This is a genomic window from Gordonia sp. (in: high G+C Gram-positive bacteria), assembly GCF_047602025.1.
In the GTDB taxonomy this organism is placed as follows: Bacteria; Actinomycetota; Actinomycetes; order Mycobacteriales; family Mycobacteriaceae; genus Gordonia.
This window is the reverse complement of sequence record NZ_JASGII010000001.1, coordinates 193,627-220,278: the sequence shown is the minus strand read 5'-3', so window position 1 is coordinate 220,278 and position 26,652 is coordinate 193,627. Positions and strand designations below refer to the sequence as shown.

27 protein-coding genes are annotated in these 26,652 nt (G+C 70.3%); 20 read left to right on the top strand and 7 right to left on the bottom strand.

Annotated elements, in window-relative coordinates:
- On the bottom strand, positions 1 to 393 hold the full coding sequence (locus QM728_RS01025) for a hypothetical protein (protein WP_415030197.1): 393 nt from the start codon (positions 391 to 393) through the stop codon (positions 1 to 3).
- A 185-nt stretch (positions 394 to 578) separates the two neighbouring features.
- Here QM728_RS01025 and QM728_RS01020 point away from each other — a divergent pair, with 185 nt between their 5' ends.
- From QM728_RS01020 to QM728_RS01010, 3 genes are read left to right on the top strand one after another with little or no spacing between them, the layout of a single operon-like run.
- Positions 579 to 884, top strand: coding sequence for a hypothetical protein (locus QM728_RS01020; RefSeq protein ID WP_415030196.1), 306 nt, complete (start codon positions 579 to 581; stop codon positions 882 to 884).
- A gap of 33 nt (positions 885 to 917) precedes the next feature.
- Positions 918 to 1,265, top strand: a complete 348-nt coding sequence (locus tag QM728_RS01015) for a DUF2568 domain-containing protein (protein ID WP_415030195.1) — start codon at positions 918 to 920, stop codon at positions 1,263 to 1,265.
- Between the two features lie 3 nt (positions 1,266 to 1,268).
- A complete protein-coding gene (locus tag QM728_RS01010; protein WP_415030194.1) occupies positions 1,269 to 1,820 on the top strand; it encodes a hypothetical protein in 552 nt (183 codons plus the stop codon).
- 1 nt (position 1,821) lies between these two features.
- Here QM728_RS01010 and QM728_RS01005 read toward each other — a convergent pair whose 3' ends face one another.
- The 3 genes from QM728_RS01005 to QM728_RS00995 are packed head-to-tail and all read right to left on the bottom strand — an operon-like array spanning position 1,822 to position 5,080.
- Entirely contained in the window at positions 1,822 to 2,889 is a 1,068-nt protein-coding gene (locus QM728_RS01005; protein WP_415030193.1) for an HtaA domain-containing protein, read from the bottom strand.
- Positions 2,890 to 2,927: 38 nt separating this feature from the next.
- On the bottom strand, positions 2,928 to 4,037 hold the full coding sequence (locus QM728_RS01000) for a DNA polymerase domain-containing protein (protein WP_415030192.1): 1,110 nt from the start codon (positions 4,035 to 4,037) through the stop codon (positions 2,928 to 2,930).
- Complete coding sequence (locus tag QM728_RS00995; protein WP_415032811.1) at positions 4,037 to 5,080, bottom strand: ATP-dependent DNA ligase; 1,044 nt, start codon at positions 5,078 to 5,080, stop codon at positions 4,037 to 4,039. The genes QM728_RS01000 and QM728_RS00995 overlap by 1 nt, the downstream gene beginning before the upstream one ends.
- 49 nt (positions 5,081 to 5,129) lie before the next feature.
- Here QM728_RS00995 and gluQRS point away from each other — a divergent pair, with 49 nt between their 5' ends.
- Positions 5,130 to 6,056, top strand: coding sequence for a tRNA glutamyl-Q(34) synthetase GluQRS (gene gluQRS / locus QM728_RS00990; RefSeq protein ID WP_415030191.1), 927 nt, complete (start codon positions 5,130 to 5,132; stop codon positions 6,054 to 6,056).
- A 53-nt stretch (positions 6,057 to 6,109) separates the two neighbouring features.
- Here the strand turns inward: gluQRS and tgt are convergent, their stop codons facing one another.
- Positions 6,110 to 7,384 carry a tRNA guanosine(34) transglycosylase Tgt gene (tgt, locus tag QM728_RS00985; RefSeq protein ID WP_415030190.1) on the bottom strand — a complete coding sequence of 425 codons (1,275 nt, stop codon included), beginning with the start codon at positions 7,382 to 7,384 and terminating at the stop codon, positions 6,110 to 6,112.
- Between the two features lie 34 nt (positions 7,385 to 7,418).
- Here tgt and QM728_RS00980 point away from each other — a divergent pair, with 34 nt between their 5' ends.
- The 4 genes from QM728_RS00980 to QM728_RS00965 are packed head-to-tail and all read left to right on the top strand — an operon-like array spanning position 7,419 to position 12,205.
- Positions 7,419 to 7,934 carry a hypothetical protein gene (locus QM728_RS00980; RefSeq protein ID WP_415030189.1) on the top strand — a complete coding sequence of 172 codons (516 nt, stop codon included), beginning with the start codon at positions 7,419 to 7,421 and terminating at the stop codon, positions 7,932 to 7,934.
- 42 nt (positions 7,935 to 7,976) lie between these two features.
- Positions 7,977 to 8,783 (top strand): MerR family transcriptional regulator, encoded by an 807-nt coding sequence (locus tag QM728_RS00975; RefSeq protein ID WP_415030188.1) that lies wholly within the window; start codon positions 7,977 to 7,979, stop codon positions 8,781 to 8,783.
- 54 nt (positions 8,784 to 8,837) lie between these two features.
- Entirely contained in the window at positions 8,838 to 10,523 is a 1,686-nt protein-coding gene (locus QM728_RS00970; RefSeq protein ID WP_415030187.1) for an alpha/beta hydrolase, read from the top strand.
- Positions 10,524 to 10,531: 8 nt separating this feature from the next.
- Positions 10,532 to 12,205: an alpha/beta hydrolase gene (locus QM728_RS00965; protein ID WP_415030186.1), complete on the top strand. Its 1,674-nt coding sequence runs from the start codon at positions 10,532 to 10,534 to the stop codon at positions 12,203 to 12,205.
- On the opposite strand, the gene QM728_RS00960 is transcribed toward QM728_RS00965, so the two are convergent.
- Positions 12,185 to 13,516, bottom strand: coding sequence for a UDP-N-acetylmuramoyl-tripeptide--D-alanyl-D-alanine ligase (locus QM728_RS00960; protein ID WP_415030185.1), 1,332 nt, complete (start codon positions 13,514 to 13,516; stop codon positions 12,185 to 12,187). The genes QM728_RS00965 and QM728_RS00960 overlap by 21 nt on opposite strands.
- A 25-nt stretch (positions 13,517 to 13,541) precedes the next feature.
- On the opposite strand from QM728_RS00960, the gene QM728_RS00955 reads away from it, so the two are divergent.
- Positions 13,542 to 14,642 (top strand): D-alanine--D-alanine ligase family protein, encoded by a 1,101-nt coding sequence (locus QM728_RS00955; RefSeq protein ID WP_415030184.1) that lies wholly within the window; start codon positions 13,542 to 13,544, stop codon positions 14,640 to 14,642.
- 70 nt (positions 14,643 to 14,712) lie between these two features.
- Here the strand turns inward: QM728_RS00955 and QM728_RS00950 are convergent, their stop codons facing one another.
- Positions 14,713 to 15,789, bottom strand: coding sequence for an FAD-dependent monooxygenase (locus QM728_RS00950; protein ID WP_415030183.1), 1,077 nt, complete (start codon positions 15,787 to 15,789; stop codon positions 14,713 to 14,715).
- Between the two features lie 50 nt (positions 15,790 to 15,839).
- Here QM728_RS00950 and QM728_RS00945 point away from each other — a divergent pair, with 50 nt between their 5' ends.
- The 11 genes from QM728_RS00945 to nuoK all read left to right on the top strand — a co-directional run bounded on the left by QM728_RS00945 (position 15,840) and on the right by nuoK (position 26,640).
- A complete protein-coding gene (locus QM728_RS00945) occupies positions 15,840 to 16,250 on the top strand; it encodes a hypothetical protein (RefSeq protein ID WP_415030182.1) in 411 nt (136 codons plus the stop codon).
- A gap of 174 nt (positions 16,251 to 16,424) precedes the next feature.
- On the top strand, positions 16,425 to 16,784 hold the full coding sequence (locus QM728_RS00940; RefSeq protein WP_415030181.1) for an NADH-quinone oxidoreductase subunit A: 360 nt from the start codon (positions 16,425 to 16,427) through the stop codon (positions 16,782 to 16,784).
- Between the two features lie 4 nt (positions 16,785 to 16,788).
- Positions 16,789 to 17,343, top strand: coding sequence for a NuoB/complex I 20 kDa subunit family protein (locus tag QM728_RS00935; RefSeq protein ID WP_415030180.1), 555 nt, complete (start codon positions 16,789 to 16,791; stop codon positions 17,341 to 17,343).
- The gene (locus QM728_RS00930; protein ID WP_415030179.1) at positions 17,340 to 18,032 is read left to right on the top strand and encodes an NADH-quinone oxidoreductase subunit C; all 693 of its coding nucleotides are present in this window, start codon (positions 17,340 to 17,342) and stop codon (positions 18,030 to 18,032) included. Before QM728_RS00935 ends, QM728_RS00930 begins: the two co-directional genes overlap by 4 nt.
- Positions 18,029 to 19,333 (top strand): NADH-quinone oxidoreductase subunit D, encoded by a 1,305-nt coding sequence (locus QM728_RS00925; protein WP_415030178.1) that lies wholly within the window; start codon positions 18,029 to 18,031, stop codon positions 19,331 to 19,333. Before QM728_RS00930 ends, QM728_RS00925 begins: the two co-directional genes overlap by 4 nt.
- Positions 19,330 to 21,354 (top strand): NADH-quinone oxidoreductase subunit NuoF, encoded by a 2,025-nt coding sequence (gene nuoF, locus QM728_RS00920; RefSeq protein WP_415030177.1) that lies wholly within the window; start codon positions 19,330 to 19,332, stop codon positions 21,352 to 21,354. Before QM728_RS00925 ends, nuoF begins: the two co-directional genes overlap by 4 nt.
- Complete coding sequence (locus QM728_RS00915) at positions 21,351 to 23,723, top strand: NADH-quinone oxidoreductase subunit G (protein ID WP_415030176.1); 2,373 nt, start codon at positions 21,351 to 21,353, stop codon at positions 23,721 to 23,723. The genes nuoF and QM728_RS00915 overlap by 4 nt, the downstream gene beginning before the upstream one ends.
- Positions 23,720 to 24,958, top strand: a complete 1,239-nt coding sequence (gene nuoH, locus QM728_RS00910) for an NADH-quinone oxidoreductase subunit NuoH (protein WP_415030175.1) — start codon at positions 23,720 to 23,722, stop codon at positions 24,956 to 24,958. Before QM728_RS00915 ends, nuoH begins: the two co-directional genes overlap by 4 nt.
- On the top strand, positions 24,951 to 25,496 hold the full coding sequence (gene nuoI, locus QM728_RS00905; protein ID WP_415030174.1) for an NADH-quinone oxidoreductase subunit NuoI: 546 nt from the start codon (positions 24,951 to 24,953) through the stop codon (positions 25,494 to 25,496). The genes nuoH and nuoI overlap by 8 nt, the downstream gene beginning before the upstream one ends.
- Positions 25,493 to 26,344: an NADH-quinone oxidoreductase subunit J gene (locus tag QM728_RS00900; protein ID WP_415030173.1), complete on the top strand. Its 852-nt coding sequence runs from the start codon at positions 25,493 to 25,495 to the stop codon at positions 26,342 to 26,344. Before nuoI ends, QM728_RS00900 begins: the two co-directional genes overlap by 4 nt.
- Entirely contained in the window at positions 26,341 to 26,640 is a 300-nt protein-coding gene (gene nuoK / locus QM728_RS00895) for an NADH-quinone oxidoreductase subunit NuoK (RefSeq protein ID WP_415030172.1), read from the top strand. Before QM728_RS00900 ends, nuoK begins: the two co-directional genes overlap by 4 nt.
- Positions 26,641 to 26,652: the final 12 nt, after the last annotated feature.

Sequence of the window (26,652 nt, the reverse complement as noted above, 5' to 3'; positions counted from 1 at the left end):
CTACTTGTTGTAGACGCGGGCGGTGCGCGACGCCTCGGGGGTCGGATACCCGCTCGGATCGTGCAGGCACGACATCGTGACGTTGTACCAGCCGCGCGGCAGGCGCTTCGACGACAGCGCGATCATCGAGCCCTTGACCCGCCCCTGCGCGAGGTTGATGGTGCCGTGGTCGGTCGATCCGCTCAACGGACCGTCGATCTCCGGCTTCACGTCGCGGCGCAGGACGCACTCGTTCAGGCCCGTTCGCATGTTCCGCGCGGTACCGACGAGCTTTCCGTTCCGCGACGAGACGGTGGCGATGCCCGCGGCGTCGGCGGTCGGCGCGACGACGACGGCGAGGCCGCCCGCCACGGTGACGGCGGCGAGGGCGGCGGCGATTCGGTTGGTGTGCATGATCTGGTCCTAACAGTCGGGTTTGTGGACATCGCCGACGCTAGAGCCGCGCGTCGGGGCGAGCGCGAGTAGTGGACTACTCGATTTCGCATCGCGTGCATCAGACGCGGCGTAGATTCCGATTCGCAAACTCATCATCGCCACTGCTGCATCAGCGGCCGTGGTTCCCGGGAGGAGAACCGAGAATGAGCACAGCCCACCGCGTCACCTTCGCCATCGCGGCCGCGATCGGCGCCGCCGGAGTAGTCCTTGCCGTCGCCGGCCCGGCCGAAGCCGGTCCGCAGATCCGCTGCGTCGGCGCCAAGTGCACCAACAAGGGCGACGCCGTCGGCATCGGCCACGGCATGTACACCTGCCCCGGCGGGCTGCAGATCCCGTCGATCGCGATCGTGCCGCCCAAGAGCACCGCGTTCGTGCTCCCGACGCAGTGCGGCGGCGGACCGAACCTGTATGGCCCCGGCCCGATGGGCGCCATGCCGATGAACCCCTAGTCGCCGCCCGCCCGCTGCGGTTAGATCGGGGGCATGGCCACCGCTGAAGCCATCACCCCGAACGACGTCCTCGCGTTCGTCGTCGAGGTCGTCGCGTTCGTCGCGCTCGGGATCTGGGCGTGGCGGCTGGGCGATTCCACCGTCGTCAGCCTCGGGTGGGTCGTGCTCGTCGTGGGCGCCGCCGCGGTGCTGTGGGGACTGTTCGTCGCACCCAAGGCGCCCATCCACCAACCGCTGCTGGAGGTTGTGCTGCGCGTCGCGATCCTCGGCGCCGGCGTGGCGGCACTGAGCACGCTGGTCGGTCCGGCGGTCTGGGTACCGGTGGCCGCGGTCGACGCCGTCAACACCCTCCTGCTCTACGTCGGACCCCTTCGGAGGTGAGCCATGACCCAACCGCCGCTGCCACCACCACCGATACCGCCGCCGGGAGCGTTCCCGCCGCCGGGCAAACCGAGTTCGGCGAAGGCGGTCCTCGCCACCCTGGCCGTCGTCGCCGGGCTCGCGGTGCTGGGCGTCGGCGGTTTCGTCGGCTACAAGCTGCTGACCCGGGACCACTGCGGCAGCGTGGCGAACGCTGCCACGTCGTTCGTAGAGGACGCGATGTCGACGGAGGCAGACCTGACCCTGGAGGCCTACCTCCAGCGCTTCCGCGAGACCACCACGCCCCGGTATTACCCCCGGCTCGCCGACCAGGCCGGCGCGGTTTTCAGGATCCGTGAAAGCAATCCGACCTATCGGGGCGCCGCGACCAAGAGTCAGGTTGTGAACGAGTCCGTCACCGAGTGCTCGAAGACCACGGCGGTCGTCAAGCTCACCATCTCCAGCACGACGACCGGCCCGAACCTGCCCAGTGGCACCGTCACCCGCTCGGTCAACCGCATGGAGTTGGCCTGGCAGAACGGCAAGTGGTTGGTCGACGGATTCGCCGCGTCCTGACCTAGTCGGTCAGGCGCAGGTCCAGCGGGGCCGCCGGGCCGGTCGAGAGCAATGCGAGTACCTCGGGGCTGATCCCCGGTCGGAAACGCACGGCGGCACCGCGCTTGCCGGCACCGCCGGCGCCCCGCAGGTCGACATCGGCGACGTCGACGCGGCGCAGCCGGTCGGTGCCGTTCATGTTGGTGGTGGAGGTCCGCATACTCAGCACGCCCCGGCCGCCGCGCACCCGCAGGATCGGGTCGGCCAGCGCGACCTCGTACAGGTGGAAGCGCGTGTAGGCCACCACGGTGCCCTTGAAGCGCAGCACGCCGTTGCCGCCGCGCAGCACGCCGTCGCGCAGTTCGTAGGACATGCGGCCGGCCTTGTCGACCGTCGCGCCGTCGCTGCCGGAGACGGTGCCCTCGGTGGTCCCGGTGACGGTCCGGTAGAACGACGGCGTGTACGCCCAGATCAGGTTCCGCTTCGGCTCGGCGGGGGTGTTGGGCCCCGGCGCGGTGCTGTAGCGGACCGGCACGCGCAGTTCCTGCGCCGGGTTGTCCGAACCGGCGCCGCCGTAGGTGTAGACGCCCCATCGGGCGCCGGCCGGGATCGCCTTGGGCGTCGAGAGCTTCAGCGTCGCGGTAAAGGTGCCGTTCGGGCGCAGCGGCACCCACTGTTGGCGGATGGTGCGGCGGAAGTCGAACGGGGCGGTCGGCACGCGGCCCAGCGCGCTGCGCGACATGGCCCACTGCACGCCGCTGCGCGCGGTCGCGCGGGCCGACTCGGGGGCACCGGCCGACGGCTTCCAGTGCGGCGCGAAGGCGCCGAACGCGATGAAGGTGCCGTGCGGGACGCCCGGGGGCACCGGCAGCGGGAAGCCCGACGTGTTGGCGTTGGGGTCGAAGCCGCGGCCCTTGACGACGAGCTTGTCGCCCGGGTGGAGTTCGGTCGACCCGACCGGCGTCGTGCCGTCGGCGAGATAGACGTTGATGGCCGCGCGCGGCGCCGCAGTGGCGGTGGGCGCGACGGCCGGCGCGAGGGCGCAGGCGAGAGCGGTTGTGGCGGCGGTGATTCCGGTCAGGCGCTTCATGAGGTCACCCTAACTCCGACCGCTCGCCGTGCCCAGGGTCAGGGGCGACGATTGCCCCATTGGTCCCAGTGCTCGGGCACCTTGCGACTCGGCTGCACGCGGGGCGGCTCACCCGGCATCTTGGGAAAGCTCGGCGGGTACGGCAGGTCACCGAGGCCCTGCTGGTCGTCGCGCGCGACCATCTCGAGCAACGGTTCGATCCCGACGGCGGCCGTCGTCATGTCCGCCCACGGGTCGCCCCGGTCGGCGAGCAGGCCGGGAACCGTCGCCATCGTGAAGTCCTGCGGATCGACGTCGACGAGCTCGTCCCACGTGACCGGCGTCGAGACGCGCCCGGTCGCGCTCTTGCGCACCGAGTACGCCGACGCCATCGACCGGTCGCGGGCGTTCTGGTTGTAGTCGATGAACACCCGGCCGCCGCGCTCCTCCTTCCACCACGACATCGTGATGCGGTCGGGTGCGCGCCGCTCCATCTCCCGGCCGAGGGCGATGACCGAGCGTCGGGTGGCGATGAAGTCCCACTGCGGACGGATCGGGATGAAGACGTGGAGGCCGCGACTGCCGGAGGTCTTCACATAGCCGGGGAGGTTCAACTCGTCGAGGACTGGTTTGACGACGTCGAGGGCGACCGAGCGCACTTCGGGGAACTCCTTACCGTCCGGCGGGTCGAGGTCGATGCGCAACTGATCGGGGTGGTTGTTGGGGTCGTCCTCGCCACCGTCGACGGTGGGCCAGCTGTGAAAGGTCACCGTGCCCATCTGCGCGGCCCATGCGAGGTCGGCGGGAATCGTCGGGCACAACGCGTTGCCGAGGCGCTTGGACGGGAACTCGATGACGGTCTCGTGCAGGTAGTCGGGGTGCTTCTTGGGCAGATGCTTCTGATAGACCTCGTCGCCGGTGATGCCGTCGGGAAAGCGTTGCAGGAAGGTCGGCCGTCGGAGCAGGGCGCGCAGCAGCGGGCCGGGTTCGGTCGCGGTGCCGGCGAGGTTCACATAGAAGTCGAAGAGCGCCTTCTTACGACCGGCGTCGTCGCCGAGCTCGGGGAAGAAGGGCTTGTCCGGACTCGACAGCCGCACCGGCACGCCGTCGACGTCGATCTCCAGCGCCGGGCTGGATTTGGCCCGCTCGCCGCCACTCCCGCCAGTCATCAGGAGTCCTCCAGCACCGAGTAGAGGTCGTAGTCGAGCGGCACCTCGAGCTGGTCGTATCGGCAGCTCTCCGGGTCGCGGTCCGGGCGCCAGCGCAGGAACTTGACCGTGTGTCGGAAGCGACCGTTCTCCATCTGGTCGTAGGCGAACTCGGCCACGAGTTCCTGGCGCACCGGGTAGAACTCGCCGGTGCCGGCCTGCCGCCAGCGCGTGAGCTCGCCCTGGTGCGGTTTGTCGGGGTCCAGTCGCATCGGCTCCAGCATCGCCTGGAGTTCCTGGCGCTTGGCATCGGTGAACGCGCTCGACCCGCCGACCATGCGGAGCTCCCCGTCGTCGCCGTGCAGGCCCAACAGCAACGAGCCGACGCCAGTGCCGCTCTTGTGCACGCGGTAGCCGATGACGACGCAATCCGCGGTGCGCTTGTGCTTGATCTTGAGCATCTCCCGCTTGCCAGGGACGTATGCGCCACGACGGTCCTTGGCGACGATCCCGTCGAGCCCGGCGCCCTCGAAGGCCGAGAACCACCGTTGGGCGACCGCGGTGTCGTCGGTGACGCGGCTGGCCCGGATGGTCCCGCCCCCGGTGGCCTCGAGGAGTGCTGCGCGACGGTCGGCGAAGGGCTCAGCCATCAGGTCCTTGGCGCCGAGTGCGAGGGCGTCGAAGCCGATGACGATGGCCGGGGTGGACTCGGCGAGCATGTCGATGCGCGACTGCGCCGGGTGGATGCGCTGACTCAGCGCATCCCAGTCGAGCCGGTGCACGCCGGTGGCGAACCGCTTGGGCACCCCGATCTCGCCGTCGAGCACGACCTTGTCGGGCAGCTCCGCCTTCGCCGCCGTGACGACCTCGGGGAAGTACCGCGCGAGGTCCTTGCCGCCGCGCGACACCATCTCGACCTCATCGCCGTCGCGGAAGATGAGCACCCGGAACCCGTCCCACTTCGGCTCGTACAGCCACGTCGCACCGTCGTCGGGCTGCGGCGGGACCGTCGTGACGGCCTTCGCGAGCATCGGGGCGACGGGCGGGTTCACCGGGAGGTCCACGGGGTTCATCGTTCCATCTGTCACCGACGGGCGCACTAGGGTTCAGCTCATGTCCGCCGGTCGCTATGCCCCCTCTCCCTCGGGAGATCTGCATGTCGGCAACCTGCGCACCGCGCTGTTGGCGTGGTTGTTCGCGCGCAGCACCGGGCGCGAGTTCCTGATGCGGATGGAGGATCTCGACGACCGCACGGTGGCAGGCGCCGACCGGCGCCAGCTCGCCGACCTCACCGCGATCGGCATCGACTGGGACGGGCCGGTGCGCTACCAATCCGCGCGGCGGGAGCGCTACGACGAGATCGTCGACGCCCTCACCGCCGCGGGACGAACCTTCGAGTGCTTCTGCTCGCGACGGGAGATCCTCGACGCTCCGCGCGCGCCACACGCACCCGAGGGGGCGTATCCGGGGACGTGCTTGAGGTTGACCGCGACCGAGCTCGCCGAGCGGCGGGCATCGGGCCGCCCGCCGGCGATCCGGCTGCGCGCCGACGTCGACGAGTTCAGCGTCATCGACCGGTTCCACGGCGACGCCGAGGGTCGCTACACCGGCCCGGTCGACGACTTCGTGCTGCGCCGCGGCGACGGGACGCCCGCCTACAACCTGGCCGTCGTCGTCGACGATGCCGAATCGGGCGTCCACCAGGTGGTCCGCGGCGACGACCTGCTGTCGTCGGCGCCCCGGCAGGCGCATCTGACCACCCTCCTCGGCGACGAGCCGCCGGAGTATTGGCACGTGCCGCTGGTGGTCAACGCCGACGGGCGACGCTTGTCCAAGCGCGACGGCGCGGTGACACTGGCCGATCTCGCCGAGCGGGGCATCTCGACGCAGCAGGTGGTGGACGCGATGGCCCGGTCGTTGGGCCTGGCCGACGAGGGTGAGTCGGTCGACGCGGCGGTGCTGCTCAAGCGGTTCGGATTCAACCCCGAGCTCATCCCTAGTGATCCGTGGGTGTTCGACCCTGACATTTTCTGCGCCTGACACGGGTGTCGAGGGGATATGCCCCTCGGGACCGCGCTGAGGCGCAGAAGGTGTCAGCGCTTCGCGTAATAGCGCCCCAGGAAGTCGTCCCGGTAGTCGGCGTACCGCCCCGCTTCGATCGCCCGACGCGCGCCGTCGACCATCTCGGTGACGAACGAGAGGTTGTGCAGCGTCGCGAGCGTCGGGCCGAGCCCCTCCTTCGCCTTGAACAGGTGATGCAGGTAGGCACGCGAATACTGCGAGCTGTAGTTCGTCAGCTCGGCGTCGAGCGGGGCGAAGTCGTCGCGGAAACGACGGTTGGTGATGTTGATGCGGCCGTCGCGGGTGTAGACCGCGCCGTTGCGGGCGACGCGCGTCGGCGAGACGCAGTCGAAGGTGTCGATGCCGTTCTCGATGGCGGTGAAGACGTCGTCGGGCTCGCTGATGCCCAGCAGGTGCCGGGGCTTGTCTTCCGGCAACTCGTCGGTGACCCACCCGACGATGGTGCCGAGGTTGTCCTTCTCCAACGCCCCGCCGATCCCGAAGCCGCCGAAGCCCTTGCCGCCGTGTTCCGCGTCGGCCGCTCCCAGCGCGGCGAGATCGCGCGCGGCCTTGCGGCGCAGGTCTTCGTACTGGGCGCCCTGCACGACTCCCCACAGCGACTGCTGCGGTCGGTGACTGCGCTCGACCGACAGCCGATTGTGCTCGACCAGGCAGCGGATCGCCCACCGTCGCGTGCGCTCCAACGAGTTCTCCTGGTAGCCGCGGGTGTTCATCAGGGTGGTCAGCTCGTCGAAGGCGAAGATAATGTCGGCGCCCAGCTGATGCTGGATCTGCATCGACAGTTCTGGCGTGAACCGGTGCGTCGTCCCGTCGATGTGCGATTTGAAGGTCACCCCGTCGTCGTCGACGGCGGCGAGTCGCTCTTTGCCGGCGGCGACCTTCTCGTCGTCGGGGGCCGATGTCGCCGACATCTCGATGACCTTCTGGAAACCGGCGCCCAGCGACATGACCTGGAAGCCGCCGCTGTCGGTGAAGGTCGGGCCGGGCCAGTTCATGAAGGCGCCGAGCCCACCCGCGGCGTCGACGATGTCCGGTCCCGGCTGCAGGTACAGGTGGTAGGCGTTGGCCAGCACGGCCTGCGCGCCCAGCTCGGCGACGGACTCGGGTACGACCGTCTTGACCGTCGCCTTCGTGCCGACCGGGATGAACGCGGGGGTGGCGATGTCGCCGTGGGGCGTCGTGATCACGCCGGTGCGACCCCGGCCGGATTCGAGGCGGGTGCCCACGGTGAACCCGGTCGCTGCGTTTGCCACCCGCGCATTCTCGCAGGCAGTCCGCACATTCATCAAAACCTGGCGGCGGTTCGCTACCCTGACGAGCATGTTTGCAAACACCAAGACCATCGGCCGCCTGGTCGGCAGCGCCGCCGTCGTCGGCATCGCCGGGCTCGGCCTGATCGGCTGCTCCACCTCTGACACCGTGACGCCGGACCCGACGTCGATCGAGGCGACCACGACCCCGGCCACCTCGTACGTGCCGTCCAAGTCCAAGTCGGCCGAGCCGTCGACCTCCAAGGGCAGGGACGGCATCGCCATCGAGGGCGGCCCGCGCGTGCCGCCGCCCGCCTCGGTCCCGGCCGACCGCGTCGTCCCCGACGTGCCCGGCACCAAGTGCGGTGCGACGCAGGGTCCGGACGGCTCGCTGGAGCTGGTGATCCTCAAGGGCAAGATCAAGTGCGCCGACGCCAAGGCGGTCGCCGAGCAGTACGGCCCCAAGATCGCCACCGGCCAGAAGCAGACCGTCAACGGCTGGACCTGCGGACCGTCGGAGGCCGAGAACATCCTGGCCGCCTGCGCCAAGGGTGACGACGCCTTCGTCTTCCAGATTCCCAACTGAGGGCTTGACCCTGACGCGACGTCAGGGGCGACGCTGGTCGGCGTGAGCGAAGAGAGCAACCACCTGTCGGTCGGCGACGACGCCGGGGGATCCTTGACGGTCGGCGAGACCGCCGAGCTGACCGGCGTCAGCGTCCGCACGCTGCACCACTACGACCACATCGGTCTGGTGGTGCCCAGCGGGCGGAGCTGGTCGGGCTATCGGCTGTATTCCGACGCCGACGTCGAACGGTTGAACCGCGTCCTCGTCTACCGCGAGGTCGGCCTCTCCCTGGAGCAGATTGCGACCCTGCTCGACGATTCGGGCACCGACGAGGTGTCCCAGCTCGAGGACCAGCGCAAGTTGCTGGCCGAGCGGATCGATCGCTTGCACCGGATGGTCGCGGCCCTGGAGGAACTGATGGCTACCAAGAAGAACGGCACCCGACTGACCGCGGCCGAGCAGGCCGAGATCTTCGGCGACGACTGGCTGGGCGAGGAGTATGCGGCGGAAGCGCAGGAGCGCTGGGGCGAGACCGACGCGTGGCGGCAGAGCCGCGCGCGGACGTCGACGATGTCCAAGGCGCAGTGGCAAGAGGTGAAGGACGAGCAGGATGCGCTCAACGCTGCGCTGGTCGCGGCGCTGACCGCCGGCACCGAGCCGGGCACCGACGAGGCGAACGCCTTGGCCGAGCGGCACCGCGCCGCCATCAACCGGTTCTACGACTGCAGCCACACGATGCAGGTGAACCTCGCGCAGATGTACGTCGCCGACGAGCGGTTCACCAAGACCTACGAGGACCTGGCCCCGGGCCTCGCGCAATGGCTGCACGACACCATCGTCGCGAACGCCGCCAACCACGACGATTGACGCTTCCTGCTTGATAGGTTGGCCGGGTCCCTGCCGCTGATCGAAGGACCGCCGATGCCGACGACCACCCGTACTCCCCGCAAGCCGTTGCGGGATTTCCGCGAGCATATGTCGTACTGGTCGTACGGCGGCCTGGTGGGCGCGACGATCCTGTTGCTGGCGTCGATGACGCCGTCGCTGCTGCCGCGCAGCTGGTACTTCCAGGCCGTGATCTCCGGCGGCGCGGCGGCGGTCGGCTACGGGCTGGGCGTCTTCATCACCTGGCTGGCGCGGTACATGATCGGGCGCGACGAACCGTGGCCGCGCCCGCAGAAGTTCTGGTGGTGGGGCCTGGCCTTCGTCGCCGCGATCGACGCCATCGTGATGGCCTACTGGTGCGTGCACTGGCAGAACCAGATCCGCGATCTGATGAGCGTCGAGCGCCTGGGCAACCCGCTGCTGGCCGTCGCCGCGATGTTGGCGCTGACCCTGGTGGTGTTCCTGCTCTTCGTCTACATCGGGAAGCTGTGGGCGCGGGCCGTCGTGTGGCTGGTCCGCCTGCTGCGCTCGTTCATCCCGGCGCGCATCGCCACCGTCGCCGGTGGCGCCATCGCACTGGTGCTGACCGTCATGTTGGTCAACGGCGTGCTGGTCGACAACATCATGAAGGTCCTCAACAGCTCCTTCGCCGCGGCCAACAACGAGACCAAGCCCGACACCGTCGCACCGACGTCGCCGCTACGCTCGGGCGGTCCGGGGTCGACGGTGAGCTGGAGCTCGCTGGGCCGCGAGGGCCGCACGAACATGGGCACCGGCCCCACCGTCGAGCAGTTGACCGAGTTCAACGGCACCCCAGCGATGCAACCGATCCGCGTCTACGCCGGCCTCGACACCGCCCCGACGCTCTCGGACATCGCCGACGCCGCGGTCCGCGAGCTCGAGCGCACCGGCGGCCTGCAGCGCAAGGTCATCGCCGTCGGGTCGTCGACGGGCAGCGGCTGGTTGAACAAGGGTTACATCGACTCGTTGGAGTACATGTACAACGGCGACAGCGCGCTGGTGTCGATGCAGTACTCGTACCTGCCGAGTTGGATCTCCTTCCTCGTCGACAAGGAGCGCGCCCGCCAGGCCGGCATCCAGCTGTTCGAGAAGGTGAGCGCCAAGGTCCGCACCCTCCCGGAGGGACAGCGGCCGAAGCTCGTCGTCTTCGGCGAATCGCTCGGCAGCTTCGCCGGCGAGTCCCCGTTCGGCTCCATCCCGACGATCGCGGCGCGCACCGACGGCGCCCTGTTCTCCGGTCCGACGTTCAACAACCAGCTGTGGCTGGACACCGTCCGGGGCCGCGAGAAGGGCACCCCCGAGGTGCTGCCGATCTACCAGAACGGCGCCCAGGTCCGCTTCATCGCCACCGAGAAGGACCTCGACCGCCCGAACGCCCCGTGGACCCCCGACGAGCGGCTGGCCTATATCCAGCACCCGTCCGACCCGATCACCTGGTTCAACCCGAACCTGCTGTTCAAGCAGCCCGACTGGCTCAAGGAACCCCGCGGCCGCGACGTGCTGCCGGTGGTGCGCTGGATCCCGGTCGTCACCTTCCTGCAGGTGTCGGCGGACATGGCCGTCGCCACGCACGTCCCCGACGGGCACGGCCACAGCTACCTGCGGGCCATCCCGTTCGCTTGGAACAAGATCCTGCAGCCGGCCGGATGGACCGACGAGAAGACCGAGCGGCTGCTGCCGCGCCTGTCGACCGACGACTGACACCGGCGATGACGACGCCGGAAGCCACACCCGTCGCGGAGTGGGGTGCGCGGCAACGCTTCCGCCACCTGTCGTTCGGCGGGATGGTCGGAGCAACCGTCCTGCTGATGGCGTCGGCGACGCCGTCGCTGCTGCCGCGCACCTGGCTCTTCCAGGCGGTGGTGGCGGGTGCGGCCGCCGCCTCCGGCTACGCGTTGGGCACGGCGTTCACGTGGCTGACCCGGTTCATGGTGTCGCGGGCGACACCGTGGCCGCGGCCGCAGCGGTTCTGGTGGTGGGCGCTGGGGTTCGTGGCGGCCTTCGACGCGGTGCTGCTGACGTACTGGTACGTCCGCTGGCAGAACGGGATCCGCGATCTGATGGGCGTCGACCGGATCGGTTTCGGCGCGGTGCCCAAGGTGCTGGTCGTCGCCGCCCTGGTCTTCGCGGTGCTGATGGTGCTCGGCAAGGCGTGGCTGATCGGGATGCGCTGGTTGGTGCGACAACTGCAGAAGGTCATCCCGCCGCGACTGGCGACCGCCCTCGGCGTCTACGTGGCGATCGCGCTGACGGTGATGCTGGTCAACGGCGTCCTCGTCGAGAACGTCATGCGCGCGCTCAACAACAGCTTCGCCGCGGCCAACAACGAGCAGCAGGCCGATCGGCCGCCACCCACCTCCGCCTTGCGCTCGGGCGGCCCGGGTTCGACGGTCAGCTGGGATTCCCTCGGCCGGGAGGGGCGCGTCAACATCGCGTCGGGCCCGACGGTCGCGCAGCTGACGGCGTTCAACGGGGAGCCGGCGAAGGAACCGATCCGGGTCTACGCCGGACTCGGTTCGGGGAAGGAGTTGAACGACATCGCCGCGGCGGCGGTCCGCGAACTCGAGCGCACCGGGGGTTTCCAGCGCAAACTCATCGCGATCGGCAACGCCACCGGCCTGGGCTGGTTGAACAAGTCCGAGATCGACACGCTCGAGTACATGTACAACGGCGACACCGCACTGGTGTCGATGCAGTACTCGTACCTGCCGAGCTGGATCTCCTTCCTCGTCGACAAGGAACGCGCCCGCCAGGCCGGCGCCGCGCTCTTCGAGGCGGTGAGCGAGCGGGTCCGCGACATCCCCGAGGCGCGGCGACCGAAGCTCGTCGTCTTCGGTGAATCACTCGGCAGCTTCGCCGGGGAGGCGCCGTTCGGCTCCATTCCGGCGATCGCCGCCCGCACCGACGGCGCCCTGTTCACCGGCCCGACGTTCAACAACCGCCTGTGGGAGGACACGACGCGCAACCGGGAACCCGGGTCGCCGCAGGTGCGGCCGGTCTTCGGCAACGGGCGGTACGTGCGGTTCCTCGCCGACGAGAACGACCTGGACGAGCTGCCCGGCGAGTGGCGGCGCAGCCGCGTCGTCTACGTGCAGCACCCGTCGGACCCGGTGACCTGGTTCAGCCCCAACCTGCTGTTCGCCGAGCCCGATTGGCTCAAGGAGCCCCGCGGGCGCGACGTGCTGCCGGTGATGCGCTGGATCCCCGTCGTCACCTTCCTACAGGTGTCCGCCGACATGGCCGTCGCGAACGGGGTGCCCGACGGTCACGGCCACCACTACCTGCGGGTGGTGCCGTTCGCGTGGGCGAAGATCCTCGAACCCGACGACTGGACCGACGAGAAGACGCGGCGCCTGTTGCCGCTACTGGTCCGCGGCAAGTAGCTCGGCGACCCGCTCGAGTGCGGCCACCCGACTGCCCTTGACGAGAACGGCGCGCGGCGCACCCAGGGCGGTGACGCGCTCGGCGGCGGCGGCGGCATCGGGCACATGGGTGACACCGTCGCCGTAGGTCGGCTCGTCGACGGCGATCACGTCGATCCCCAGCGACGACGCGAGGTCGGCGACCCCGCGGTGCGCCTGCGCAGAATCGTCGCCGAGCTCGGCCATGGTGCCCAGCACCGCAACGCGGGCAGGTGCATCGAGCTGGGCCAGCGCCTTGAGTGCGGCCGCCATCGACGTCGGGTTGGCGTTGTAGGCGTCGTTGATGACGGTGAAGCCCGAGGCGGTCGTCGCCAGCTCCATGCGCAGCCCGGACAGCGCGGCGCCCAGGAGGCCGGCGGCGACCTGTTCGAGGTCGACGCCGAGTCCGGCGCCGGCGGCCGCGGCGGCCAGGGCGTTGCCGACCTGGTGCTCGCCGCGCGCGCCGAGGCGCACTCCGATGGTGCCCCACGGCGAGTGCAGGGTGAACGAGGCGCGCAGCTGGTCGTCGAGGGTGACGTCGCTGGCGGTGAGGTCGGCGCTGTTGCCGTCGGCGCTGTAGGTGAGGACGCGCGCGCTCGTGCGGTGGGCCATGGCGGCGACGTTCGGGTCGTCGGCGTTGAGGACGGCGATGCCGCTGTCGGGCAACGATTCGACGAGTTCGCCCTTGGTCTGCGCGACGGCCTCGATCGAGCCGAAGTTCTCCAGGTGCACGCCCTCGACGCGGGTCAGCACGCCGACGGTCGGCGCGGCGATCTCGCACAGCGTCGCGATGTGTCCGATGCCGCGGGCGCCCATCTCCAGCACGGCGGCCTCGGTGCCGTCGACCGCGCCGAACAGCGTCAGCGGCAGGCCGAGTTCGTTGTTGAACGACTTCGCACTGGCGGCCGTCTGGTAGGTGGTCTCCAGAACCCCGGCGAGCAGATCCTTCGTCGACGTCTTGCCGACCGAGCCGGTCACGCCGACGACGCGGTCGCCGATGCGCGTGCGCGCGGCGCGGCCGAGGGCCCGCAGGGCGAGGGCGTTGTCGGGGACGCGGATCGCGCCGATGCCGTCGGGCGGCGGGGTGTCGTCGCGGCTGGTGAGGTAAGCGGGCGCACCGGCGGCGAGGGCGGCGGGCAGGAAGTCGTGGCCGTCGCGCTCGGCGACGATCGGGACGAAGAGCTGGCCCGCCGTCAGGGTGCGCGAGTCGATGCTGGCGCCGTCGACGGTGACGTCGGCCCCGAGGGCCGTGCCGCCGGTGGCCGCGGCGATCTCTGCGGTGGTGAAGTGCACGCGTACACGCTATAGGGTTGCACCCATGCCCGACGCCGCCGACGCCAAGCTGCGCCTCGTCGTCCTGTTCGGCGGCGCCTCCGCCGAACACGACATCTCCTGCATCACCGCCGCCCATGTGCTGGCCGCGGCCGATCGCTCCCGCTACGACCTGGTGCCCGTCGCCATCACCCGCGCGGGTGAGTGGGTGACGCCGACCGCCGCCGTCGAGGCGCTGGCCGCGGGCGGCGACCTGGGCAACTCGCTGAAGCCCGAGGGCCCCGCGGTGGAGCCGCTGGTGGCGCTGCGCGGCTCCGATCCCGCCGCGGCAACCGTCGTGCTGCCGCTGCTGCACGGTCCCCACGGCGAGGACGGCACGCTGCAGGGGCTGCTCGAGCTGTTCGGCATGCCGTACGTCGGGTCCGGGGTGCTGGGGTCGGCCGTCTGCATGGACAAGGCGATGGCCAAGGACGTCGCCGCCTACCGCGACATCCCGCAGTGCAAGTGGATCGAGCATCGCCACGGCATCGACGACGAGCAGGCCACCATCGCCAAGGCCGTCGGCGAGCTGGGCCTGCCGGTGTTCGTGAAGCCCGCGAACATGGGGTCGTCGGTGGGCATCACGAAGGCCGGCACCGAGGACGAGCTGGCCGTCGCGCTGAAGACCGCGCTCGCCTACGACGACGTCCTGGTCATCGAGGAGGGCATCACCGCGCGCGAGATCGAGGTCGCCGTGCTGGGCAACGCGCGGCCCGAGGCGTCGCTGCCCGGCGAGGTGCTGCCCGGGTCGGACTTCTACGACTACGAGGACAAGTACGTCACCGGCAACGCCAAGCTGCAGATCCCGGCGAAGCTGTCGGACGAGGCGATCGCGGAGGTCCGCGAGCTGGCCATCCGCTGCTACCGCGGGTTGCGCTGCCAGGGTCTGGCGCGCGTCGACTTCTTCTACGAGGAGTCCTACCGCAGCGGACCCGGGCGCGGTTGGCTGCTGAACGAGATCAACACGATCCCGGGGTTCACCCCCGCGTCGATGTACCCGAAGATGTGGGAGGCGACGGGGCTGTCTTACTCGTCGCTGATCGACCGGCTCGTCGAGCTGGCCCAGGAGGTCCACGAGCGGCGGTCGGGCTTCTCGACCGCCCTCTGACGCCCCTACTTCCGCCGAGTGGGCGGTCAAACAACGCCGAGTGGGCGGTCGAATTGCACCGAGTGGGCGGTCAGGCCCGCCAGCCGGCAATCCGGTCGACGGCCCCCATCATCAGTCGGTCCGGCATCAGCGGCGCCAACCGGTGGGTCGCGCCGAACACCGGGTTAGTCGGCATCATCACCGACGACGCCCGGCGCGCCAACAGCGACACCGCCGCCCACCGTCGACGACGTGCCTTGGCGAACCCCTCGCCGTCGAAGCGGCCCGACGACGAGCAGTGCTGCCCGAGTACGACGGCGTCTTCGATCGATAGGCCGGCACCCTGGCCGAGGTGCGGCCGGAGCGCATGGGCGGCGTCGCCGATGAGCACCGTGCGGCCCTTCACCGGGCGTCGAACCGGGTCGAGGTCGGTGAGGTCGTGCACGATCGGCTCGTCGATTTCGCGCAGCAGCGACGGCACCGGTTCGACCCAATCGTCGAAGTAAGCCAGGCCCGCATCACGCGCCCGCCCGCGCGACGCGCCGAAGACGTAGGTGGTGTCGTCGGGCAGCGGCAAGATCCCACACTCCCCGGCCGGACACCACACGGTGAGTGCTTCGGCCGCAGCCCCGTCGACGACGGCCCGCCACGCACGGATTCCGCAGTCCCGCTCTCCGCCGGCCTCCGGCCACCACCGCGTGCGCGTCTCGCTGTGGACACCGTCGGCCGCGACGACCAGGTCGTACTGCTGCTCCCGCCCGTCCGCCTCCACGACGCCCCGTTTCGCGTCGACGACGGTCGCGGAGGTCTGCGTGTGCACGACGTCGTCGGGCAGCGCGGCGAGGAGCGCTGCGTTGAGATCGCGGCGGTGCAGTGCGACGAGCGTGCCCGCTTCCGACCGCTGCCGCATCAGCTCGCGGCCGCGCCAGTCGACGATCCGTACCAGGGTCATGTCGCCGGCCGCCGCTCGCACGTCGTCGGCGACGCCGAGGACGTCGAGTCCGGACAAGCCGTTGGCCCAGATGGTGATGCCGGCACCCACCACGACGCTCTCGGTCTCCTCGAAGACCACGGCGTCCCAGCCGCGTTGCCGGAGCGCGATCGCCGCGCACAGACCGCTGATCCCACCGCCGAGAACGGCGGCCGTCGGCCGGGCGGAGCGCGTCATGGCAGCGATTGTGTCATCACCGGCGGGCGACCGGCGCTAGCATCGGCCTCGTGAGCGACAGTCCCGACCCGCCCCGGATCGCGCTGCGCATCGGTGTCTACTCGCCGAACGCGCGGACGCGCGAGCAGGTCGTCACCGCCCTCGGCACGACCCTGCGGCCGGACTTGCCCGAGCTCGCCTTCACCGAATTGGCCACCGGCCCGGCGGTGCTGGGCGAACTCGACCAGGGCCGGCTCGATCTGGTGATCCTCGACGGCGAGGCGACGCCCGTCGGGGGCATGGGGCTGGCAAAGCAGATCCGCGACGAATACGAGCCCTGTCCGCCGCTGCTGGTCCTCATCGCGCGGCAGGCCGACCGGTGGCTGGCCGACTGGTCGCGCGCCGACGCCACCGCCGCGCTCCCCGTCGACCCGGTGGAACTCGGCTCGGTCATGACCGCCCTGATCCGCGCGCACGTCTAGCCGCCCACTCGGCGCGATTTTGGTGCCCACTCGGCGTTGTTTGACCGCCCACTCGGCGTTGTTTGACCGCCCACTCGGGGCTTCGAAGCGAAACCGCGACGCGGGAATCGGCGACCGTGAGTAGTGTGAGACTCAAGTCACATCAGCCACTCCCCTGCGGAGGTGATAGTCGAAATGAACGCCTACCTACCGATCCTCGTGCTCGGCGGAATCGCGGTCGCGTTTGCCGTGTTCTCCGTCGGCATCGCGTCCTTCGTGGGGCCCCGCCGGGCCAACCGCGCGAAGCTCGACGCCTACGAGTGCGGGATCGAGCCGTTGCCGCAAGACCGTGCGGTGCAACGGATTCCGGTGAAGTACTACCTCACCGCGATGCTGTTCATCATCTTCGACATCGAGATCGTCTTCCTCTATCCGTGGGCGGTCGCCTTCGACTCGCTCGGCTGGTTCGGCCTGGCCGCCATGGCCCTGTTCATCGTCAACGTGTCCGTCGCCTACGCCTACGAATGGCGGCGCGGCGGACTCGGGTGGGACTGACGCGATGGGCATCGAGGAACAGGTACCGAGCGGCTTCCTGCTGAGCACCGTCGAGGGTCTCGCCGGGTACATGCGCAAGGGCTCGCTGTGGCCCGCGACCTTCGGCCTGGCGTGCTGTGCGATCGAAATGATGGCGACGACGTCGGGCCGCTACGACCTCGCCCGGTTCGGGATGGAGGCGTTCCGCGCCTCCCCGCGCCAGGCCGACCTGATGATCGTCGCCGGCCGGGTCAGCCAGAAGATGGCCCCGGTCCTGCGCCAGATCTACGACCAGATGGCCGAGCCAAAGTGGGTGCTGGCGATGGGCGTCTGCGCGTCGTCGGGCGGCATGTTCAACAACTACGCGATCGTGCAGGGCGTCGACCACGTCGTCCCCGTCGACATCTACCTGCCCGGCTGCCCGCCGCGGCCGGAGATGCTGCTGAACGCGATCCTCAAGCTGCACGAGAAGATCCAGGAGATGCCGCTGGGCGCCAACCGCGCCGAGGCGATCGCCGCCGCCGAACAGGCCGCCCTCGACTCCCGCCCGACCATCGAGCTCAAGGGGCTGCTGCGATGAGCGACGTCGCACGACGCCCCGACACGGCGCCGGACACCATCACCACCCGTACCGGCCTCTTCGGCAACGACGACAGCGGCGACACCTCCGGCTACGGCCGGCTCACCCGTGCCGTCGAACTCGGCGGCACCACGACGCCCCCCTTCGGCGGCTACTTCGACGACCTCCTGCAGGCGCTGCGCACCGCCCTCGCCGCCAAGGACGTGAGCCCCGACGCCGCGATCGAGAAGGCCCACGTCCACGTCGGCGAACTCACCGTCTTCGTCCACCGCGACTACCTGCCGATCGTCGCCGCCGTCCTGCGCGACGAACCCGACCTGCGCTTCGAGCTGTGCCGCGGCGTCTCCGGCGTGCACTACCCCGACGACACCGGCCGCGAACTGCACGCGGTCTACCCGCTGCAGTCGATCACCCACAACCGCGTCGTGCGCCTGGAGGTCTGCGCCCCCGACACCGACCCGCACATCCCCAGCCTGTGCCGCGTCTACCCGACCAACGACTGGCACGAGCGCGAGACCTACGACTTCTTCGGCATCGTCTTCGACGGCCACCACGCGCTGACGCGCATCGAGATGCCCGACGACTGGGAGGGCCACCCGCAGCGCAAGGACTACCCGCTCGGCGGCGTGCCCGTCGAGTACAAGGGCGCGACCGTGCAGCCCCCGGATCGCCGGAGGTCGTACCAGTGAGCAGCACCATCGGGGTCACCGGACGCGACTGGGACGAGGTCGTCGCCGCCGTCCGCGAACGCGCCGCCAATGAGCCCGGCGAGGAGCGGATCGTCGTCAACATGGGCCCGCAACACCCGTCGACGCACGGGGTGCTGCGCCTGATCCTGGAGATCGACGGCGAGACGGTCACCGAGGCGCGCTGCGGCATCGGCTACCTGCACACCGGGATCGAGAAGAACCTCGAATACCGCACCTGGACGCAGGGCGTCACCTTCGTGACCCGGATGGACTACCTCGCGCCCTTCCACAACGAGGTCGCCTACTGCCTCGGCGTCGAGCGGCTCCTCGGCATCACCGACGAGATCCCGGAGCGCGCCACCACCATCCGCGTGTTGCTGATGGAGCTCAACCGCATCTCGTCGCACCTGGTGGCACTGGCCACCGGCGGGCTGGAGCTGGGCGCGATGTCCCCGATGTTCCTCGGCTTCGGCGCCCGCGAGACCATCCTCGACGTCTTCGAGGCGATCACCGGCCTGCGCATGAACCACGCCTACATCCGGCCCGGCGGCGTCGCCCAGGACCTGCCCGACGGGGCGCTGGCAAAGATCCGCGAGACCCTCGACGTGCTGCCCGAGCAGATCGGCGAGGTCGAGAAGCTGCTGACCGACAACTACATCTGGAAGGCCCGCACCCAGGGCGTCGGCTTCCTCGACCTGGCCGGCTGCATGGCGCTCGGCGTCACCGGCCCGTGCCTGCGCTCGACGGGCCTGCCGCACGACCTGCGCCGCGCGGCGCCGTACTGCGGGTACGAGACCTACGACTTCGACGTGCCGGTCGTCGACACCTGCGACTCCTACGGCCGCTACCTGGTGCGCGTCGCCGAGATGCACGAGTCGCTCAAGATCGCGCGGCAGTGCGTCGAGCGACTCTCCGAGCCCGGCCCGGTCATCGTCGAGGACGGGAAGCTCGGCTGGCCCGCCGACCTCGCCATCGGCCCCGACGGCCAGGGCAACTCCCCCGAGCACATCGCCAAGATCATGGGCCAGTCGATGGAGTCGCTGATCCACCACTTCAAGCTCGTCACCGAGGGCTTCCGCGTCCCGCCGGGCCAGTGCTACACGGCGATCGAGTCGCCGCGCGGCGAACTCGGCGTGCACATGGTCTCCGACGGCGGCACCCGCCCGTACCGGGTGCACTTCCGCGACCCGTCGTTCACGAACCTGCAGGCGGTCGCCGCGATGTGCGAGGGCAGCATGGTCGCCGACGTCATCACCGCGGTCGCCAGCATCGACCCGGTGATGGGAGGGGTGGATCGATGACGACCGAGCTCAACCCGGAGACCGCGGCGCAGCCGATCCCGCTCGGCCTGCCCGGTCACGACGCGACGCCGCATCCGCAGATCACCTTCCTCGGCCCGGAGTCGTACTCCGATAAGGCCACCGCGGCCCTGGCCGAGGACGCGGCGAAGATCATCGCCCGATACCCGCAGTCGCGCTCGGCCCTACTGCCGCTGCTGCACCTGGTGCAGGCCCGCGACGGCTACCTCACCAAGGCCGGCATCGGCTTCTGCGCCGACCAACTCAGCCTGACCCGCGCCGCGGTCGCGGCCGTCGCGACGTTCTATTCGATGTACCGCCGCGAGCCGACCGGCGAATACCTGGTCGGCGTCTGCACCAACACCACGTGCGCGGTGATGGGCGGCGACGAGATTCTGGCGACGCTAGCCGAACACCTCGGCATCGAGCCGGGCGAGACGACCGCCGACGGCCGCATCACCCTCGAGCACGTCGAGTGCAACGCGGCCTGCGACTACGCCCCCGTCGTGATGGTCAACTGGGAGTTCTACGACGACCAGACACCCGCGCGCAGCGTCGAACTCGTCGACGATCTGCGCGCCGGCGTCGACCCGGCACCGAGCCGCGGCGTGCCGACGCTCTGCTCCTTCCGCAAGGTGTCCCGACTGCTGGCCGGCGCCGACACCCCCGAGCCCCCGCACCCCGACGACATCGGACGCTTCACCCTCGGCGAGCGGATGGTCGAGCCGCCGAAGCCGCCGGTGCTCAGCAGCAACTGGGGGCAGCCGCAGTCGTGGACGCTGGAGAGCTACCGCTACGCGGGCGGCTACCACGGGCTCAAGGAGGCGCTGGGCCTCGCGCCCGACGAGGTGATCGAGATCGTCAAGGCCTCCGGGCTGCGCGGCCGCGGCGGCGCCGGCTTCCCGGTCGGCCAGAAGTGGTCGTTCATCCCGCAGGGCGACGGCAAGCCGCACTACCTCGTCGTCAACGCCGACGAGTCCGAGCCGGGCACCTGCAAGGACATGCCGCTGCTGCTGGCATCCCCGCACACGTTGATCGAGGGCATGATCATCGCGAGCTACGCGATCCGCTCCGACCACGCCTTCATCTACGTCCGCGGCGAGGTCGCCTCGGTCATCGCCCGCTTGCGCGACGCCGTCGCCGAGGCGTATGACGCCGGGCTGCTGGGCCGGAACATCCTGGGGTCGGGTTTCGACCTGGACATCGTCGTGCACGCCGGCGCGGGCGCCTACATCTGCGGCGAGGAGACGGCGCTGCTCGACTCCCTCGAGGGGCGTCGCGGCCAGCCGCGCCTGCGCCCGCCGTTCCCCGCGGTGGCCGGGCTCTACGCCAGCCCCACCGTCGTCAACAACGTCGAGTCCATCGCCAGCGTCCCGGCCATCCTGCGCAACAGCGCCGATTGGTTCCGGCAGATGGGCACCGAGCGCTCACCCGGTTTCACCCTGTACTCGCTGTCCGGGCACGTGGCGAACCCCGGTCAGTACGAGGCGCCGCTGGGCATCACGCTGCGCGAACTCCTCGACCGCGCCGGCGGCATGCGACCCGGGCACGAACTGAAGTTCTGGACGCCGGGCGGATCGTCAACGCCGTTGTTCACCGCCGACCACCTCGACGTCCCCCTCGACTACGAGGGCGTCGCCGAGGCCGGGTCGATGCTCGGCACCAAGGCGCTGCAACTCTTCGACGAGACGACCTGCGTGGTGCGCGCGGTGCTGCGGTGGAGCGAGTTCTACAAGCACGAGTCGTGCGGCAAGTGCACGCCCTGCCGCGAGGGCACCTACTGGTTGGTGGAGATGATGCAGCGCCTGGAGGACGGACAGGGGCGGCCGGGCGATCTGGAGAAGCTTAAGGACATCACCGACAGCATCGTCGGGAAGTCGTTCTGCGCCCTCGGCGACGCGGCGGGCGCCCCCATCACGTCGTCGCTGGCGCTGTTCCGCCACGAGTACCTCGAGCATGCCCGCCTCGGGCGGTGCCCCTTCGACCCGGAGAAGTCGACGACGTTCGGGAGGTCGCGGCGATGACAACGGTGGAGACCAATCTGGTGACCCTGACGATCGACGGGCAGTCGATCACCGTGCCGAAGGGCACGCTGGTGATCCGCGCCGCCGAGATGCTCGGCATCGAGATCCCGCGCTTCTGCGACCACCCGCTGCTCGACCCGGTCGGCGCGTGCCGCCAATGCCTCGTCGAGGTCGAGGGGCAGCGCAAGCCGATAGCGTCGTGCACGACCGTCGTCGCCGACGACATGATCGTGCGCACCCAGGCCACCTCCGACGGGGCGGCGCGCGCCCAGCACGGCGTGATGGAGCTGCTCCTGATCAACCACCCGCTCGACTGCCCGACGTGCGACAAGGGCGGCGAGTGCCCGCTGCAGAACCAGGCGATGAAGGCGGCCAGCCCGGACACCCGGTTCGACGGGGAGAAGCGGCGCTACACCAAGCCGGTCAAACTGTCGGCCGAGGTGCTGCTCAACCGCGAGCGGTGCGTCCTATGCGCGCGGTGCACCCGGTTCGCCGAGGAGATCGCCGGCGACCCGCTGATCGACCTGGCCGACCGCGGCGCGTTGCAACAGGTCAGCGCCTTCGAAGACGACCCCTTCGACTCGTACTTCTCCGGCAACACCGTGCAGATCTGCCCGGTGGGGGCACTGACCAACACGACCTACCGGTTCCGCGCCCGGCCGTTCGACCTGGCGTCGACGCCGAGTGTCTGCGAGCACTGCGCGGGCGGCTGCGCCCAGCGCACTGACGAGCGCCGCGGCAAGGTCCTGCGGCGGCTGGCCGGCGACGACCCGGCGGTCAACGAGGAGTGGAACTGCGACAAGGGGCGCTGGGCCTTCGCCTACGCCCAGCAGCCCGACCGGTTGACCACGCCGCTGGTCCGCGATGCCGACGGCGATCTGCAACCGTCGTCGTGGCCGAACGCGCTCGCGGTGGCCGCCGCCGGGCTGGCCGGCACTCGCGCCGGTGTCCTGGTCGGCGGACGCGCGACCGTCGAGGACGCCTACGCCTACGGCAAGTTCGCCCGCATGGTGCTCGGCACCAACGACGTCGACTTCCGTTCGCGCGCCTGCAGCGACGAGGAGACGGCCTTCCTCGCGCACGAGGTCGCCGCCGCCGGGATGTCGGTGACCTACGACGACCTCGAGGCCGCGCCCGTGGTCCTGCTCGTCGGCCTCGAGCCCGAGGAGGAGTCGCCGATGATCTTCCTGCGGCTGCGCAAGGCCGTGCGGGCGGGCAGGACGAAGGTCTACTCGATCACCCCGTGGCGCTCGCGCGGCCTGACCAAGCTGGCCGGTTCCCGGCTCCCCTGTCTGCCCGGCGGCGAGGCCGCGGCCCTCGCCGAGCCGGACATCCCCCGACTGCTGGCCACCCCCGGCGCCGTCCTGCTGGTCGGCGAGCGCCTGGCGCTGAGCCCCGGTGCGCTGACGTCTGCGGCGACCCTGGCCGAACGCACCGGCGCGGGCCTCGCGTGGGTGCCGCGACGGGCCGGCGAGCGCGGCGCCGTCGACGTCGGCGTGCTGCCGAACCTGTTGCCCGGCGGACGACCGGTCGCCGACGCGGACGCCCGCGCCGAGATCGCCGCCGTGTGGGGCGTCGACGAGCTCCCCGACCACCTGGGGCGCACCACGCCGGCCATCCTCGACGCACTGGCCGGCAAGCGGCTCGACACCCTGGTGGTCGGCGGCGTCGAGATCGACGACCTGCCCGACATCGAGACCGCGACCGCGGCGCTCGGCGCGGCCGACTTCATCGTCAGCCTGGAACAGCGGCCCGGCGTCGTCACCGAACACGCCGACGTGGTGCTGCCCGTCGCGGCCGTGGCCGAGAAGTCCGGCACCTTCGTCGACTGGGAGGGGCGGCCCCGGCCCTTCACCCCGTCGGTCGACGGCGGCGGCCTGATGTCGGACCACCGGGTGCTCAGCGCGCTGGCCGCCGAGGCGGGCACGCCGATCGGCTGCGCGACCGGCGACGAGGTGCGCGGCGACCTGCAGCGGATGGGCGCGTGGACCGGCAAGCGCGCCGACCTGCCGGCCGCGCCGAGTCCCGATCCGATCGTTCCCAACACCGGCCACGCCCTGCTGGCCGCCTGGCGGCTGCTCCTCGACTGCGGGCGCCTGCAGGACGGCGAGCCGAACCTGGCCGCCACCGCCCACGCGCCCGTCGCGCGGCTGTCCGCGTCGACCGCCGCACAGGTGGGCGTCGCCGACGGCCAGACCCTCGTCGTCACCGGCAAGTCCGGGTCGATCCGCCTGCCGCTGGTCGTCACCGACATGCCCGACGGCACGGTGTGGCTGCCGCTCAACTCGCCCGGCTCGCGGGTCTACCCGCAGCTCGGCACCCCGCCCGGCGACGTCGTGGCGCTGTCCGGCGAGGAGGCGCGCGGATGAACTTCCCCACCCTGGACTCCTTCGGCCACGACCCCTGGTGGCTGGTCGCCGCCAAGGCGCTCGCCGTGTTCGTGTTCCTGGTCCTGACGGTGCTGGTGGCGATCCTCGCCGAACGCAAGATCATGGCCCGCATGCAGCGGCGCCTGGGCCCCAACCGCGTCGGCCCCGGCGGCATCCTGCAGAGCCTGGCCGACGGCGCGAAACTCGCCCTCAAGGAGGGGCTGACCCCGGCGGGCGTCGACAAGCCGATCTACCTGCTCGCGCCGATCATCGCGGTCGTCCCGGCGATCACCGCGTTCGCGGTCATCCCGTTCGGGCCGTCGGTCTCGATCTTCGGCCACCACACGCCGCTGCAACTCACCGATCTGCCGGTGGCGGTGCTCTACATCCTCGCCATCACCTCGATCGGCGTGTACGGGATCGTGCTCGCCGGCTGGTCGTCGGGCAGCACCTACCCCCTGCTGGGCGGGCTGCGCTCGACCGCGCAGGTGATCTCCTACGAGATCGCCATGGGCCTGTGCTTCGCCGCCGTGTTCCTGCTGTCGACGACGATGTCGACGTCGGAGATCATCGGCAGCCAGCACCGGCACTGGTTCATCCTGCTGCTGTTGCCGTCGTTCATCATCTACGCGATCTCCATGGTCGGCGAGACCAACCGCGCGCCGTTCGACCTGCCCGAGGCCGAGGGCGAGCTGGTCGGCGGCTTCCACACCGAGTACTCGTCGCTGAAGTTCGCGATGTTCATGCTCGCCGAGTACATCAACATGACGACGGTGGCCGCACTCGCGACGACGCTGTTCCTCGGCGGCTGGATGGCGCCGTGGCCGCTGAGCCTGATCCCCGGCGCGAACAACGGGTGGCTGTCGGTGGTGTGGTTCGTCGCCAAGATCTGGGTGTTCATGTTCGTGTTCATCTGGCTGCGCACCACCCTGCCGCGACTGCGCTACGACCAGTTCATGAACCTGGGCTGGAAGGTCCTGATCCCGACGTCGCTGGCGTGGGTGATGGTCGTGGCCCTCATCCGGGCGGCCACGCAGGGCGCCGCCGACTCGACGCGCACGTGGGTCCTGGCCGGCACCGGCCTGGTGGCCGCCATCGCCCTGATCGCCGGGATCGTCCGCGCCATGCGCGTGCCCGACGACATCGCCGGACCACCACCGACGACACCGGGTCTCGGCGCCGGATTCCCGACGCCGCCGCTGCCGCCGCACACCCGGGAGGTGACCCATGCCTGATTTCGGCAAACCGATCGCCGGCTTCGGCGAGATGTTCAAGGGGATGTTCCGCGAGCCGGTCACCCAGCAGTACCCAGAGGAGCCGGTGAAGGTCGCGCCGCGGTACCACGGCCGCCACCAGCTCAACCGCTACGACGACGGCCTGGAGAAGTGCATCGGCTGCGAATTGTGCGCGTGGGCGTGCCCGGCGGACGCCATCTTCGTCGAGGGCGCGCCCAACAACGACGAGGAGCGCTACTCCCCCGCCGAGCGCTACGGCCGCGTCTACCAGATCAACTACCTGCGCTGCATCGGCTGCGGGTTGTGCATCGAGGCCTGCCCGACGCGGGCGTTGACGATGACGAACGAGTTCGAGCTCGCCGACGACAACCGCGCCGACCTCATCTACGAGAAGGACCGGTTGCTGGCCCCGCCGCCACCGGGCGCGGAGCCGACGCCGCAGCGCAAACCGGCGCGGGCCGTCGACTACTACCTCGGTCGAGCCGGCGGAGCCGAAGTTGCCGAAGACGCCGAGGAGTCCGCGGAGACGCAGCGATGACGGCGGCGCTCGGTGCGGCGGGTGTCAGCCTCGCCGCGGAGTTGACCCGTACCTCCACCGCCGAATCGGTCCAGTTCTGGGTGCTCGGCGTGATCGTGGTGCTCGGCGCACTGGGCGTCGTGTTCTCCCCGAAGGCGGTGTACTCGGCGCTGTTCCTGGCCATGACGATGCTGATCCTCGCGGTGTTCTACATCGCGCAGGGCGCGCTGTTCCTGGGCGTCGTCCAGATCGTCGTCTACACCGGCGCGGTGATGATGCTGTTCCTGTTCGTCATCATGCTGATCGGCGTGGACTCGGCCGACTCGCTCACCGAGACCATCCGCGGGCAGCGCTGGGTGGCCCTCGGCCTCGGCGTGGGTTTCGGCGCCCTGTTGATCGCCGCGATCGCGCACGCGGCGCTGGCGGTCTTCGTCGGCTTCGATTCGACCACCGGCGGCAACCAGGCCATCGTCGAGTTGGCCGAGTTGATCTTCGGGAAGTACCTGTGGGCCTTCGAGCTCACCGGGGCGCTGCTGATCACCGCCACCCTGGGGGCGATGGTCCTCGCCCATCGCCCGCGCATCGCCCGTCGACCGACCCAGCGCGAGCTGTCGATCGCCCGGTTCCGCGACGACTCCCCGGTGCCGGCGACGCCGCTGCCGCCGTCGGGCGTGTTCGCCCGGCACAACTCGGTCGACACCCCCGCGCGGTTGCCCGACGGTTCACCGGCGCACCTGTCGGTGAACAAGACCCTCGGCGGCGGCGGTGCGGGATCCTCCGACGACATCGGGATCGAGGCGGACGCGATCGTCGAAGCGGCGTCTGACAGCATCGTCGACAACGACGCGACGGAGAGTGAGGACTCGTGAACCCCGCGAACTATCTCTACATCGCCGCCCTGCTGTTCACGATCGGTGCGGCCGGAGTCCTGTTGCGCCGCAACGCGATCGTCGTGTTCATGTGCGTCGAGCTGATGCTGAACGCGGCCAACCTGTCGTTCGTGACGTTCGCCCGCATGCACGGCACCCTCGACGGACAGGTGATCGCCTTCTTCACCATGGTCGTGGCCGCGGCGGAGGTCGTCGTCGGGTTGGCGATCATCATGACCATCTACCGGACTCGGCGCTCGGCGTCGGTCGACGACGCGAACCTGCTGGCCCGGTGATGCGCCGGTGAG

What these genes read in the sequence shown, in the direction of transcription:
- QM728_RS00915 (WP_415030176.1), top strand. Translation starts at nt 21,351, where the DNA reads ATGACAACGGTGGAGACCAATCTGGTGACCCTGACGATCGACGGGCAG.
- nuoH (WP_415030175.1), top strand. Translation starts at nt 23,720, where the DNA reads ATGAACTTCCCCACCCTGGACTCCTTCGGCCACGACCCCTGGTGGCTG.
- QM728_RS00980 (WP_415030189.1), top strand. Translation starts at nt 7,419, where the DNA reads ATGTTTGCAAACACCAAGACCATCGGCCGCCTGGTCGGCAGCGCCGCC.
- QM728_RS00940 (WP_415030181.1), top strand. Translation starts at nt 16,425, where the DNA reads ATGAACGCCTACCTACCGATCCTCGTGCTCGGCGGAATCGCGGTCGCG.
- QM728_RS00900 (WP_415030173.1), top strand. Translation starts at nt 25,493, where the DNA reads ATGACGGCGGCGCTCGGTGCGGCGGGTGTCAGCCTCGCCGCGGAGTTG.
- tgt (WP_415030190.1), bottom strand. Translation starts at nt 7,384, where the DNA reads ATGAATGTGCGGACTGCCTGCGAGAATGCGCGGGTGGCAAACGCAGCG.
- QM728_RS00965 (WP_415030186.1), top strand. Translation starts at nt 10,532, where the DNA reads ATGACGACGCCGGAAGCCACACCCGTCGCGGAGTGGGGTGCGCGGCAA.
- QM728_RS00930 (WP_415030179.1), top strand. Translation starts at nt 17,340, where the DNA reads ATGAGCGACGTCGCACGACGCCCCGACACGGCGCCGGACACCATCACC.
- nuoF (WP_415030177.1), top strand. Translation starts at nt 19,330, where the DNA reads ATGACGACCGAGCTCAACCCGGAGACCGCGGCGCAGCCGATCCCGCTC.
- QM728_RS00970 (WP_415030187.1), top strand. Translation starts at nt 8,838, where the DNA reads ATGCCGACGACCACCCGTACTCCCCGCAAGCCGTTGCGGGATTTCCGC.
- QM728_RS00950 (WP_415030183.1), bottom strand. Translation starts at nt 15,789, where the DNA reads ATGACGCGCTCCGCCCGGCCGACGGCCGCCGTTCTCGGCGGTGGGATC.
- QM728_RS01000 (WP_415030192.1), bottom strand. Translation starts at nt 4,037, where the DNA reads ATGACTGGCGGGAGTGGCGGCGAGCGGGCCAAATCCAGCCCGGCGCTG.
- nuoI (WP_415030174.1), top strand. Translation starts at nt 24,951, where the DNA reads ATGCCTGATTTCGGCAAACCGATCGCCGGCTTCGGCGAGATGTTCAAG.
- QM728_RS01010 (WP_415030194.1), top strand. Translation starts at nt 1,269, where the DNA reads ATGACCCAACCGCCGCTGCCACCACCACCGATACCGCCGCCGGGAGCG.
- QM728_RS01025 (WP_415030197.1), bottom strand. Translation starts at nt 393, where the DNA reads ATGCACACCAACCGAATCGCCGCCGCCCTCGCCGCCGTCACCGTGGCG.
- QM728_RS00955 (WP_415030184.1), top strand. Translation starts at nt 13,542, where the DNA reads ATGCCCGACGCCGCCGACGCCAAGCTGCGCCTCGTCGTCCTGTTCGGC.
- gluQRS (WP_415030191.1), top strand. Translation starts at nt 5,130, where the DNA reads ATGTCCGCCGGTCGCTATGCCCCCTCTCCCTCGGGAGATCTGCATGTC.
- QM728_RS01015 (WP_415030195.1), top strand. Translation starts at nt 918, where the DNA reads ATGGCCACCGCTGAAGCCATCACCCCGAACGACGTCCTCGCGTTCGTC.
- QM728_RS01005 (WP_415030193.1), bottom strand. Translation starts at nt 2,889, where the DNA reads ATGAAGCGCCTGACCGGAATCACCGCCGCCACAACCGCTCTCGCCTGC.
- QM728_RS01020 (WP_415030196.1), top strand. Translation starts at nt 579, where the DNA reads ATGAGCACAGCCCACCGCGTCACCTTCGCCATCGCGGCCGCGATCGGC.
- QM728_RS00935 (WP_415030180.1), top strand. Translation starts at nt 16,789, where the DNA reads ATGGGCATCGAGGAACAGGTACCGAGCGGCTTCCTGCTGAGCACCGTC.